Here is a 12,196-nt window from a genome sequence, read left to right on the forward strand (position 1 = left end):
ATGGTGCCGGCACACGGATTCGAACTGTGGACCTACTGATTACAAGTCAGTTGCTCTACCAACTGAGCTATGCCGGCAACGTGGTGAGAATAATAGCGGATTTTATTGAAAACGCAAGCCAAAAAGTGAGCGATTGAAATGCATGTGATTTTTTGTGCAAATTTCACCCACCAAAGGGTGGGTGAAAACTAAGAATAAAATTTGGGGGCTGTGATGAAACTGTCTTTAAATAGGGTGAAGTGAAAACATGGAACTTATTTGCTCCTTAAAATTTGATCGAGGTCTTGGGCACATTCTTCCAACGTAAAAGCCATGTCGAGTTGCATTTGAGGTTTGAGTTCATTGGCCAGCGTTCTCCATTGTTCAATCAGACGAATTGCTTTTTGAATTTTATGTTTGTTGACATCCTTTGCAAGGGTTGGGGTATAACCGCCTCGTTTAGCGTTTTTAATTTGTTTGACATAATTGGTGCTGTTATTCATTCTGACTCCCGAATAGCAGTTTTATTGGTCAATTTAGTGTTTCGCTAGTTATATACCGCAAATGAATTATGCTTCATAAACATTGCATCTAGATGATCATTGATGATTTATTTTAACCTCCCTTAGAAATTGTTTTAGCTCAAGTTTGAGTCAGGTTCAAGCGTTTATTTTTGAATAAATATTTCACTTTGTGGTGCGAATTATCCTATTGGGTGAAGAGTCGTTTTTATGAAGCAGACTTTGTGCCAAGTCTAAATAAGAATGTTCAGCATAAAAAAAGACCTTAATCTTTCGATTAAGGTCTTTAAAATTTTGGCGGTGAAAGAGGGATTCATATTTTTAAATTAAGTATTTAATATATATTATTTTATTTTTATTTATCTACTCTTTATCCCCCAATTGTCCCCCAGTCTGTCTTAGGGTAGGTAATTGTTACATAGCAAATCTACAACAGGTAGATCTGCTTCAGCCCAATCTAAGCTTTTTAATTCATTAGTTGAGAGCCAGAGAATTTTTCTATGGTCAGATAAAGTAATTTGCTTATTATCGATTAAACCTTCAAAAAAGGTGATATGAACACTAAAATCGGGATAGTGATGATAAACATCCAATAAAAAACTCAAAGAATGTATGGAGGTGTTAAGTTCTTCTTTTATTTCTCGGATCAAACATTCTTCTAAAGATTCATTAGGCTCGACTTTGCCTCCAGGAAATTCAAACTTGAATGCTAAGTAATCAAATTTATTGTCTTTACGTTGGGCGCATAAAAATTTATTATCGTCTTTTACAACGGCAGCTACAACTTCAATATATTTCAACTTAAACCTCAGTTCACGAGTGTTTTTCGACCGATATGATAATTTCATTTAGATCAAAAGAATTACGAGATAATGCAATCAATGAGTTTCTGGGAATGCAACACTACACTCCGAAATCATTAGCAATCTTAAAAACAATTTTAACATCATTCAGCGTTGCTACAAGTTTGAAGGATCTGCCATTTTTTTTAGTGAGTAAGGTAATTTACACTAAAGAAAACCATATCTTACTTAATATTGATAATTTTGTTTTACATTTTAGTATTGCCCATGAGAAGCCTCCAAAGACTCAAAGTGGTACAATCAATTGGGATGTGATTTCTCGTTTGCAATTAATAAATATAGGGGAAAAAAATGCTGATTAATGGTTTTCAGCCGAATTGGATTCAATCCCCTGGCAAAGTAATTAATCAATTTATTCTTTTATCCAATATTGACCTTAAATCAATTAGCAAGGATGACTTAGATTTATTGGAAAAAATTAAAACAGAAAAAGAAAAAATTAATATAAAAAATATTGATACTTTATCTAAAATTTTTGGTGGATCAGATGAGTTTTGGTTGAATTTACAATATCAATATGATGAACATGTTGAGCGGTTTTCACATAAAAAAATTGACCCAAATTTTAATGAATTTAAAAATATTATAAGTGAGTTAAAGTCTGAGAAGTGGCTACCATTGACTGATTTAAATTATTTGGATCAGATCAATTTAAAAGCTTTTTATGGAATTAGTGAGTTTCAGGCTTTAGAAAGCAAGACTATAGTATCCAATGTTTTGGGTTCTAAACTTAAAACTATTGGAAAATATTCAGTTTCTGATTTGAATTTAGCAACTTACATTAGGAAAGTTGAGCTTGAGGCGAGAAAACAGTTCGGTCTTAGTAATTTAAGTTGGAACAAAGATAAACTTTTATTAAAACTAGGTGAAATAAAAGAACTCACTAAAAGTCGTAATATATTGGATATTCTTCCCGAGCTAATTAATTTATTAAATCAATGCGGTGTGGCTTTGGTTTTTGCCCCAACACTTTCGAAAACACCTATTTGTGGATTGGCCAAATTTTTAGAAAATGGAAAGGCTATTATAGCATTAACACCTAAATACAATAGGGACTATGTATTTTGGCAAACACTATTTCATGAAATTGGTCATTTAATATTGCATGAAAATGAAATGATATTTTGTGATGAAGATGATACACAAGAAGGGAAAGCATCTATTGAGATAGAAGCAGATCATTTCATGTTTAATACGTTACTTTATCCAATTAATCATGAAGACTTAGAAAACTATGTTGATTTAAGACTAATAAGAAGAAGTAAATTAGAAGGCTGGAAGGAAATATGTAAAAAAGCTAGAGAGCTTAATATCTCTGCTAGCCTCTTAACAGGTATATTAAAAAAAATGGCACTGATCCCTTACTCTTACTATTCGGATAGGCATCAGAATATTTTATGATTAACCTGTATATGAAACATATTTATCAGGCGATTTTTGCCAATTACAGATAGCATCTTCGAATTCTTGATAGCCGACACCTAAGTGATCTGCCAATTGAATTGAAAGTTGATCTAGATCATGGTTGGAAAGTTGTCCAAAAAGCCTTTTAGCTCCAGCTTTGGGTCCTGTTGATCCTGCTATATGACAAGAATTAGCTTGTATAGGAGCTAGCTGAGTCTTGTAAATTAATGATAGATAATCAAACATACCTAATCTTGCGAATCTGTAAAATTTTAATTCTTTAGATAAGCGTTTGAATTGTTCCTTAGGTTGTTCATTTTGATTTGGCTGAAATAGCTGTTGGTGTCCACCGCTATTATTTACAATATCGATGTAGGTATCTATAACATCTCTTAATTGAGAGAATGACTCATATTTTCTGTGATTACCAAATTTTAGTTTAATGCCTGACGAGTTATAGCGAGACACCCAGTCGTCTACTAACGTTGGGTTATTACTGACATTAGCCCAGGTTAGACGAGGTGACTGACCTAAATTGTTATAAAAACTTTTAGTTAGACTCCAATTGGAATGGTAATTTTCTCCAAAATGAGTTGTTAAAAATGCCAACCAAAATGCTTCATCTAAGTTATTATTCTTGTAGTATAAAATCGCGCGAAGGGGATCGAATAGTGAGCAATTCGGATCTGTACGTTTTATATCTATTTGTCTAGATTGAATTAATTGAAAATAGTAAACACGATTGATACTATCCACTAATTGTCGACTTAAAACATCTATTTCGATCGGGAATGCAGCAGCTGGTATAGAGGTTATATTTTGACTAAAGTCATTAATTTGTATAGCAATTGCATTAGCCATTACATCTTTTTGATTAAAATTCATTTAAATAGCCTTACTTAACAAGTTTTGGATTCGCTTATTGATAAATGCTTTAATAGGGAGACTCGAGCATTTAGTCTCTAGAGCCTGTAAGCCTGAGATATTGGTTTCTTCAAATTTAATAAAAAAATAGGCAAATAGAATAATAGCCATTTCTTTAAATATTGGATCTGTTAAAAGATCTAACTGGCTAACATCACAATTTTTATTAACCCTAAGATCATATTCAATTTCTAATAATTTTTTTAAACTATCTTCTAACACTATAGGATTGATTGGTGTCATTGAAGCGTGATATTGCCAACCTTCTTTAGTCAAATAGTGATGTATTTGAGGTAAAGAATCATCGTAAATATGGAGACTACCAACTATATGAGTGTACTCTCCTAATTCTAGGTTAGGATACGTTGATATTAATCTAGCAAGCATCAGCTCTTGAAAAAGGGTAAAGCTAAAAATATCGTGTACTAATCCCAAAGCAGCATCATTTGAACGCATGTAGCAAGTTAAATGTAATTTATTATCTCTTATAAAAAATTGTAGGGTGCAGGTACATGGGATATCTCTAGTGTCGTTTCCCGTTAGATCAGTCTTAGAATAGAGAGCTATAACCGCACGGCGACTTGAATATGAGTTTTCTAGTAATTTTACAATATGTTCAAATTGGCTTGGTTGACCAAATATTCTTGGACCATAAGCACCAGGAACAGGATCTGTGGTTTCTTCATTGAAATTAATACGATCTCTGTAGTCTTTGATGTAATACTCAATAAAATCGATTGAGTCTGAGTTTGATAAATACCAAAGAAACTCTCCTACACAGCTAATTACTCTGCTTCTTACCTCAGATAAACTAACCCGAGATCTTGGATTCAATAGAGTCAGTACGCAATTGCGGACTTCCTGATTAGCTCCCCTCGTAGGAGTGACTTTTTCTCCGTGTTCTAAAATATATTGATAAGTGTTATGTAGTAAATCATCTATAGATTCTTCTTTAATATGCATATTTCATCATTAAAATAGTTCAATTTGCGACCTATTATAAGTTTTGTTTTTATACATATCTAACTGTATTTTTAGTTTTTTTCCACAAGCTATAATTGTTTTTCTATCTGCTAAGGATGCACCAAGTATTAATGCTAATTGTCTTTTTTCGATTGTAATATCATAGTGCGGATAGGATGCAGAACGATGAAACCAGCATTTTTTAACGCCGATATCAGCTGCAAAACTATGTAATTCTTCTAGATTATCAGCCATAAGATGGCACCAATATTTTCCTTTATAAGGGACATTGGAGTTGTCGACATAAATAGGCATGGGTGTCTCCGAAAAATTTTGTCGATTTTATATATATTTAGTTTGAGTTCCAACTCTACTTATAATATTTTATTGAGAATAATAAGTGTTTATCATATTTATCAAAGCTATGCCTTAAAAATTTTAAGATATAAAAAAGGGTTCATGCAGAACCCTTAGATGGGAATAAAAAAGACTATAGGTTAAACATTGCCTGTGTATTCTTTCCACGAATAAGTAATTCCATTGCCCTTATAACGATAAAAACCAAGTGGTTCATGTACTCGTTCAATGAGTTGTAACCATGCCTTTTGAACAATGCCTTGCCCATCATAGCAATGAATATATTTTGGCTCTGGAAAAATGCCTTGCAGCTGGTAATCCAAGCAGACTAACTCCCATTGTTCTTTGAGCAACGGTAAATAATTGATTTCATCGCCAAGTATGTATATAAAAGCCTGTGCTGTTAGCTTATGATCCAGCCCTTTGACGACTCGCCATTGAATATCAGAAAGAATACCACTGAGCTGTTTAGCTCCATGTAGCCACTGGAAGTATTTCTTCAGTACCTTTGTCGATTCTTTCTCTGCTTCTTCCTGTGTCTGGTAATGAGGTGGGTCAGTCTGCGTAATCAATGGTAATTCTAAAAAAATGCAGTTGGCTTGGTCTTGTGTTTGCATCACGCGTCTGAAGGCGGTTTTCTGTTCATTACGAAGTTTTTGAACTTGTGCTTCAAATTTATTGGCTTGAAGTTTAGCTTTAGCTGTATAAAGTTCCGCGCGTAAACGACGGAATAAATTTTCCCAAATATGATTAGGAACTGGCTGTAGAGGTCTCATGAGTTGTGAGTTTTCAACAGCAAATTTATGGAAAACATCGAGATAAGGATTTGTTTCAAATCCATTAAAAAGATCTACAAAGTGGGAAAACAGTGGCATTTGCTGGAGAGCAAAATAGCACAATGGATTCATTAAGGGATTCGGGTAAGCCGAGGTTGGTTTTGGGAAGACTTTGATCGTGTCTTGCTCTAACTTTTTTTGGAAATCAATTAACCCAAATACCGTTTGCTCAAAGTATGGATTGGCGTAGGGTGGACGCATTATTGTCATATTAGATGACAAGTTAACATGGTTATTGGGATAAACATTTGGTGGTGTTTGAGCTAGGTTAAACGATTGTGGATGATGTTGTGCTTGTAAATAGTTCATTTTGAAAATCTCTGTAATAGGGTTAAAAAAGATCAATAATGTTGAGTAAGGTTCGGACGACCCATTTGCTCACGTAGATGAGGCAAAATACCTGTATTAAGTGTTTTGACGCGTTCTAAGTTGCTATGTAAGACGTATTGTTCAAACTTGGAAAAATAACGAATAACTTTTGCGATGTTGTCGTACTTGGTTTGATCATCACGGTTGATGACACCTAGAGCATCGTATTTGTATTTCTTACGATTCTTGCTGGTATTGCAGTTAAAATAATTGTGTTTGCCATCAATTTCTTTATCCCACATTTCACCAATCATTCGACCTAAGCTAATGTCTTCACGGTGTTTACTACCGCAAAAAAAGAAAAAGCAATGAATATGTAACGCCTGATCTACGCCATGCTCAAGCTTCCAAACGTAGCCTTTTAAACGCAGAGACTTGCTACGACGTAATTTTTGTAAAATCGTATGAAAATGTTTTACGATTTCTTTAGGTGTGAAGTGTTTTTTGTCTGCTGGTAGATATAAGTCAACACGAACACCGATTAAACGTGAGTTTTGTTTACGAACCTGATCGATATACCGAAGTGTGTTTTTCTCACGTCTGCGACTCCTCTTACGGCGATCATTTACACGCTGTACATATTCAGGTGCTTGTAAACCTTTAAATATTTCCTTTATTAAGGTATTACATATTTCAGCTACAGAATCCTTATGGTCTGTAAGCATTCCATTAACATTAAAGGCTTTTAGTTGATCATTTGGATGTTTAATAAGATCAAACAGACAACTTTGATCGTATGGTAAGACTTGGTTTAACGTTAGTGTTACCAAAGAGTATTCTTCACACTTTAAAGGCATGGATGCTTTTAGTTTTTGATTAGCAACTAAAAATTCCCGAATCAATCTCATCAACTCAGGATAAATCAGCTCCCAATATGATGGGATTAAATCGCATGGCTTAGACTTTATCCATCTATAGAGGTAAGTCGCACGCTGTTTTTTCACCTCATTGCATATGAGAATCGCGTAAATGCAAGCAATAATGTTTGGATCAAATTGCTGTTTAAAGCATTTGCTAATATGAATAAAATTTTGAAGCTCATTGCTTTTATTTACATGAGGCGATATAGCTTGGTCTTGTTCAATATATATATTGACTTCATCAGGGTAATCAGATGAATGTTCTTCAATTTCATTTACTTCATTTTGTACGTCAATTGTGTCATCAGAGCGCGGTATTAACGGTCTAATTCTAGTGGCTAGATCTAAAGTCTTTCCGCTAAGGAATGTCATTTTTTCACTACTGTTCATAGATATAGATCCAATCGGTAATAAAATACGGATGGTTGCTCTCTAACTTATAGTGTGAGTAGTATCTAGATATAAAAAGCTCTTAAGATTTTGATATAAATACACTAATTTGATATTTAGATAATTTAATCAAAGTATTCTTATGTTATGTCTATTATTTATATTATGTATAAATATATAGATATATTAATCATATAGACTACAGATACCCAAATTAGAGGCAACAACGGTGTATCAGGGAACCTGAGATCAAGCCCCATCGGTAATGTCGATAAATTTCTGTTCTGCATGAATGAAAAGATAAGCACTTTAGGCTTATGCTTTTTTTGAGAATAACCATGCTTCAATTTCGTGTTGAAGCCATCCAATAGCGGATGTCCCAAGCCTGAGGGGCTTTGGGAAGGTGGGATCATGCCTTCTGCTACGAGGATTGAGTTTTTCATAGACCGTACTACGGGATAATCCGCATATTTCCACGACCTTCGGTAATCGGATGATTTGTATCGATTGACTTTGACTATTATCCATAATCGAACTCCATAGAATGAGTTGTTGTTGGTTCGATTGAATTTTGGTTTATGGCGGGTATATTTTTTAGTGAAAAGATAATATATTTTAATACATTGAAAAATATATAAAAATTTGGTGTGATGTGGATAGAGACTATTGCTCAGTACGCTTTATGCGGATGTTGAAAACGATAAATATTATTCATCAAATCCAAACATCACGGGAGTTTTCTGACTTTTATCATTGGCTGAATGATTTCTACCAAGTTGAGATTAGAGAGCTTATCGGAGATGTCTGTGGCGAATTTGTGCTTAAAGCAGAAAATTTCCAGAATGCTTTGGATTTTGAAAAGAAGGTAAGCAGTTATATTTTTGATTGTATTCAATATGGGCGCAATAAGATCAATCGAGGTAGTGAAGCTCTATTGATCAAACATCTAGGTAAAGACTTATTTGTCAAGGAAACCGATCAGCTTTGCTTGAAGTTTAAGAATCTTTTAGTTGTCAATGAGCATCTAAAAGAGGCGTATATCAAATTGACAGAACATATCGATATTCGATACTTAGTGACGTATCGCTTTGACCCTGAGCATTTGTTTCTAACATGGTGTAGCATCGAAAATCATTTTTCCAGACTGAAGCAGAGCAAAACACCGTTAACTCACGATCAATATTCAACAGTTAAAAAGTTCGAAGCTGAAATTTATCGATATTTACATGACTTTGAAATTTTGGCTAAAAATAAAGGATATGAGATAGGCCATGTAACACTTACTGATTCCGCTATGTTTAAAGATGACGCACATAGTGAGGATTACTTAACATTACGGTTAGCTGAAAATTTCAGAGTTCCAGTGGTAGATGCTTTGTTAGATTACTTGGAATTTGCAACATACAAATTGAATTATACATCCTCTTCAACAGGTGTTGATCGTCCAAAGACTTCACGTTTAAAGCAGTTAGAGCGAATTATCCAGATACTTAATGCTGAGAAATTGACAAAAACATCGAAAAAGGGCACTGGAGTTATCAACTTACTTTGTTATACGGTTTATAAATTAAAGGAACAACAGCTTGCCTCAAAAAGACCTGTGAAATACAAAAATGAGAATACTAAGCACCTATTTGATTATATTGCTAATTTACTTCAGTCAGTAGGCATAAAATATTCATATAATGCCGCTGCAAAAGATAAAGCTGACCTGAGACTGGTTGTACATTTTACAGAAACTGCGATTCGGAATGACCTATTTGCCCTGTATTTCGAATTTTTGGACAAAACTAGACCAGTCACTAAATCGCCCAATTATATGATCAGTAATGAAACTAATTTGTCTGCGCCCCATGTTTTAGATTCAACTCATAGTTTTGACCTTTACAGGAACGTTACTCAGAACGTATCGGTTAACCGCGAAAAAGAGTTATTTGATATAACAGCTAATAACCTAGGTACAAAGATGTATACCGAAAAAGTTAAACCTTTCAGTTTTTCAAGTTTGTATACGGATGAGTAAAAAAACTTTATTTTTCTAAGACAAGGACTCATCTTTACACTCGTCCAAACTGCCAAAATTACGATTTTTAACGCTAAATTGGCTACACTGCTGACTCGAATCGGTCAGCAGTTTCGTCCAGCATAACATCAAATTTTGAGTTAGCAAATGCATCAGAATTTGATATTTTGAATGTCTAAAAATTATAGGTATAGGTCAAACCGCTGTTGGTGGTGAGGGTCACCTCACGCACATTTTCAGCAGCGCAACCGAGATACACCTGCGCTACTGAGCCATAGCGCATATTTTGATAATCATAAAAGCCTTTGGTTCTACAATTGCCACGGTTGATTGATACGTTGGTCAGTGTAGTGGGATCGTTATTCAGGGACATGATATTGAGCTTATCAACATAGCCTGTCATGGAATATTGTGATTCATCACGGCGAACACGAACTTCGAACTCTTCCTGTAAAGGTGGTTCTTGTGACAGTTCTGTCATTTGCTCAGCATCAGTACCATTTTCTAAAAAGGATTTATCGGTAAAGGGCACATGCTCAGTACTATCCGTATTGCTTGTTTCAGGTGTTTGCGTATTTTGATCTGCTGTTGCTTTGGGTTCTACTGTGGCTTGAGATTCTGTGGCTGGACTACATGCGGTTAAGCACAGTATTAATACACTGGATAAAAGAATCGGGTGAATCAGGTTCATGGCTGAATTCCTAAAAAATTGCTTATTTCATCTATGAATAAAGTCGTTGTTCGTTCTTAGGTGTTATTTGCACTTACCTTTGTGAACCGATTGCACTAAACGCGGTTCAGTTTTGTCTGCATCCAGACGTAGGCAAATGGCTTTCTTACTTTTAATTGAACTGGAAATCAGTTCTTCACCCTGAATTGGGTTGGCTCCACCTGCGTTATAAACTTGATAGCGTTTACCAGTAGTGGTCTTAAAACTAAAGGCATCGCCTGATTCACTAAAGCCTACGATCTTTTTAACAATCACAGTTGCTGAATTGGATTGTGCAAACAGTGAAGCACAGATCAGACTTAGGCCACAGGCCAAGATGAGTTTTTTCATTTTGTTATTCCTCTGGATTAGTTCTTAAAAATCGTGACAGGCCAAACCACGGCTTTACCAAGGTTATAGGCATAACTGTAATGTGCGGTACTGCTGCAATTCTTGAAATATACTGAGCAAATCAGTGCGATCAGCACGTAGCCGATAATTAAATAGTTTTTCATATGTTTCCCCAGATTTTTGAATTTATGACTGACATTGCTGAACAGCGTTTGCCATCACCACATTAAAATCTTCAGGTGGCTGCATCGTTTCTCGAACCGTGACATCCGCCATTTTTTCCATAAATTCAGGTGAGTAATGCGCTTCGACTTTGTCGTAAATACAGCTACAAGTAGAGCGGTCTAAACCACCTGCCTGACAGCCTGCTTTAAAGTCACGTTTGACTTTGCTGTCACATGCAGTCAAAAGGATGCTACTGAGGACAATAGTTGTTACCCCAAACCAAGTTTGATGTTTCATTTCTGTTCCAAATCATTGTTATCTATTGTTCTAAAGTCATACGGATGGATTTATTTATGCCAGCCTGCCAGATAAATCAGCAGCCATAGTCCGCCTAGCACAAAAACAAAGGGGCCTAGCATCGCCACCACGACCACAATTAAAATGAGCTGTGCGATCAATTTCATCATGTTGTTCCAGCACAAAGCAGCCCCTAAATTAAAAACTCAGTGGTTGATCAGTGCGGTGAAATGAATCAGTGCACAGGGGAAGACAATACAGTTGGAATCGGAATGCAATACCGAAATCGAAAAGTGGGTATAAATGAAGCGAGTGCAGGGGAAGCACACAAATTGAATAGCGTCATAATAGATGACTCCTAGATGTATAGAGGTTCTACCAGATCACTGTCAAATGATGGTGGCAGAACGAAGAAGGGTTGACAGACCAGTCATCTAGGAACTGGCACGCACGAGGCGTCCCTCCCTCGCCCTACCGCAACGAAGGGGGACGAACGGGTTCGCCACCAAAAAAATTACTCTTTTTGATGTGCTAGATGAAACGGTCTGTCAAAACCGACTGGCAATGTAGGCCAGCCCTTGCATCATAATCGCTGATAAAAATCAGGTCAATTGATCGCTATACCGAGTTGTTAAAATTGATCTAAAAAAGCATCGATTAAAATCACATTCTAAAAAAATACAGATACATATCATCTGAATGAGAAGCATGTGGCTGCTTCAAAACAGCCCTATGCAATAACCCGATTCACGTTTTGCCTGCTTTCCCCCAAAGCAGGCTTTTTTTATTTCACTCATTTTTTATTACAGGAATTAGGTAGATGAGTTTGCCATGTCCTTATTGCCAGTCCCGAGACACGGTACTGCTGGAATCTCCACAACATTTCGTCAGCAACAGCAATTCACCTTCAGCGCAAAACAATGTGATGTCACCTCTGGCACTGGCGACCTTGGGCATCAGTGTTTCGAAAAGTTTAAATATTCCCCCGATTGCAGGCGCCTTAGTGGGTGTCCTGCTCGGTGGCATTTGGATACTGGTGACGGAGGATGAAGTCCAAAGCAGCTCCCATCCTGTTTATACCCGACATTATTACTGCAATGACTGTGACCGTGATTTTAGTCCAAGCATCCGTAACTAATTTTTAAATGAATTTATCCAATTACCTTTTACAGCAATTCAACTTTT

General features: G+C 35.8%; 16 protein-coding genes and 1 tRNA gene. 4 read left to right on the forward strand and 13 right to left on the reverse strand.

What is annotated here, in order from left to right; all coding sequences use genetic code 11:
• Nucleotide 1: 1 nt before the first annotated feature.
• The 3 genes from RR876_RS06890 to RR876_RS06900 all read right to left on the reverse strand — a co-directional run bounded on the left by RR876_RS06890 (nucleotide 2) and on the right by RR876_RS06900 (nucleotide 1,300).
• Nucleotides 2-77 (reverse strand) — tRNA-Thr (locus RR876_RS06890).
• A gap of 177 nt (nucleotides 78-254) precedes the next feature.
• On the reverse strand, nucleotides 255-482 hold the full coding sequence (locus tag RR876_RS06895) for a hypothetical protein (RefSeq protein WP_004691623.1): 228 nt from the start codon (nucleotides 480-482) through the stop codon (nucleotides 255-257).
• Nucleotides 483-898: 416 nt separating this feature from the next.
• A complete protein-coding gene (locus tag RR876_RS06900; RefSeq protein ID WP_178905170.1) occupies nucleotides 899-1,300 on the reverse strand; it encodes a (deoxy)nucleoside triphosphate pyrophosphohydrolase in 402 nt (133 codons plus the stop codon).
• Between the two features lie 95 nt (nucleotides 1,301-1,395).
• On the opposite strand from RR876_RS06900, the gene RR876_RS06905 reads away from it, so the two are divergent.
• Nucleotides 1,396-1,665 carry a hypothetical protein gene (locus RR876_RS06905; protein ID WP_332476343.1) on the forward strand — a complete coding sequence of 90 codons (270 nt, stop codon included), beginning with the start codon at nucleotides 1,396-1,398 and terminating at the stop codon, nucleotides 1,663-1,665.
• Nucleotides 1,655-2,764 carry an ImmA/IrrE family metallo-endopeptidase gene (locus RR876_RS06910; RefSeq protein ID WP_178905174.1) on the forward strand — a complete coding sequence of 370 codons (1,110 nt, stop codon included), beginning with the start codon at nucleotides 1,655-1,657 and terminating at the stop codon, nucleotides 2,762-2,764. The genes RR876_RS06905 and RR876_RS06910 overlap by 11 nt, the downstream gene beginning before the upstream one ends.
• Here RR876_RS06910 and RR876_RS06915 read toward each other — a convergent pair whose 3' ends face one another.
• The 6 genes from RR876_RS06915 to RR876_RS06940 form a co-directional block, all read right to left on the reverse strand.
• Nucleotides 2,765-3,652 (reverse strand): hypothetical protein, encoded by an 888-nt coding sequence (locus tag RR876_RS06915; RefSeq protein WP_178905176.1) that lies wholly within the window; start codon nucleotides 3,650-3,652, stop codon nucleotides 2,765-2,767.
• On the reverse strand, nucleotides 3,653-4,654 hold the full coding sequence (locus RR876_RS06920) for a thymidylate synthase (RefSeq protein WP_332476344.1): 1,002 nt from the start codon (nucleotides 4,652-4,654) through the stop codon (nucleotides 3,653-3,655).
• 9 nt (nucleotides 4,655-4,663) lie between these two features.
• Nucleotides 4,664-4,969, reverse strand: coding sequence for a DUF4031 domain-containing protein (locus RR876_RS06925; RefSeq protein WP_178905180.1), 306 nt, complete (start codon nucleotides 4,967-4,969; stop codon nucleotides 4,664-4,666).
• A gap of 182 nt (nucleotides 4,970-5,151) precedes the next feature.
• A complete protein-coding gene (locus tag RR876_RS06930; RefSeq protein ID WP_332476345.1) occupies nucleotides 5,152-6,156 on the reverse strand; it encodes a hypothetical protein in 1,005 nt (334 codons plus the stop codon).
• 32 nt (nucleotides 6,157-6,188) lie between these two features.
• Nucleotides 6,189-7,466 carry an inovirus-type Gp2 protein gene (locus RR876_RS06935; RefSeq protein WP_332476346.1) on the reverse strand — a complete coding sequence of 426 codons (1,278 nt, stop codon included), beginning with the start codon at nucleotides 7,464-7,466 and terminating at the stop codon, nucleotides 6,189-6,191.
• A 315-nt stretch (nucleotides 7,467-7,781) separates the two neighbouring features.
• Complete coding sequence (locus RR876_RS06940) at nucleotides 7,782-7,994, reverse strand: AlpA family phage regulatory protein (protein ID WP_178905186.1); 213 nt, start codon at nucleotides 7,992-7,994, stop codon at nucleotides 7,782-7,784.
• A gap of 160 nt (nucleotides 7,995-8,154) precedes the next feature.
• On the opposite strand from RR876_RS06940, the gene RR876_RS06945 reads away from it, so the two are divergent.
• Entirely contained in the window at nucleotides 8,155-9,489 is a 1,335-nt protein-coding gene (locus RR876_RS06945; protein WP_234304692.1) for a hypothetical protein, read from the forward strand.
• Nucleotides 9,490-9,664: 175 nt separating this feature from the next.
• On the opposite strand, the gene RR876_RS06950 is transcribed toward RR876_RS06945, so the two are convergent.
• From RR876_RS06950 to RR876_RS06965, 4 genes are all read right to left on the reverse strand, one after another.
• Nucleotides 9,665-10,180, reverse strand: a complete 516-nt coding sequence (locus RR876_RS06950; protein WP_332476348.1) for a hypothetical protein — start codon at nucleotides 10,178-10,180, stop codon at nucleotides 9,665-9,667.
• Between the two features lie 63 nt (nucleotides 10,181-10,243).
• The gene (locus RR876_RS06955) at nucleotides 10,244-10,549 is read right to left on the reverse strand and encodes a hypothetical protein (RefSeq protein ID WP_332476349.1); all 306 of its coding nucleotides are present in this window, start codon (nucleotides 10,547-10,549) and stop codon (nucleotides 10,244-10,246) included.
• Between the two features lie 17 nt (nucleotides 10,550-10,566).
• Complete coding sequence (locus tag RR876_RS06960) at nucleotides 10,567-10,713, reverse strand: hypothetical protein (RefSeq protein ID WP_004984451.1); 147 nt, start codon at nucleotides 10,711-10,713, stop codon at nucleotides 10,567-10,569.
• A gap of 22 nt (nucleotides 10,714-10,735) precedes the next feature.
• Entirely contained in the window at nucleotides 10,736-11,011 is a 276-nt protein-coding gene (locus RR876_RS06965; protein ID WP_332476350.1) for a hypothetical protein, read from the reverse strand.
• Between the two features lie 820 nt (nucleotides 11,012-11,831).
• On the opposite strand from RR876_RS06965, the gene RR876_RS06970 reads away from it, so the two are divergent.
• Nucleotides 11,832-12,149 carry a hypothetical protein gene (locus RR876_RS06970; protein WP_332476351.1) on the forward strand — a complete coding sequence of 106 codons (318 nt, stop codon included), beginning with the start codon at nucleotides 11,832-11,834 and terminating at the stop codon, nucleotides 12,147-12,149.
• Nucleotides 12,150-12,196: the final 47 nt, after the last annotated feature.

It is taken from the genome of Acinetobacter sp. (assembly GCF_036666595.1).
In the GTDB taxonomy this organism is placed as follows: domain Bacteria; phylum Pseudomonadota; class Gammaproteobacteria; order Pseudomonadales; family Moraxellaceae; genus Acinetobacter.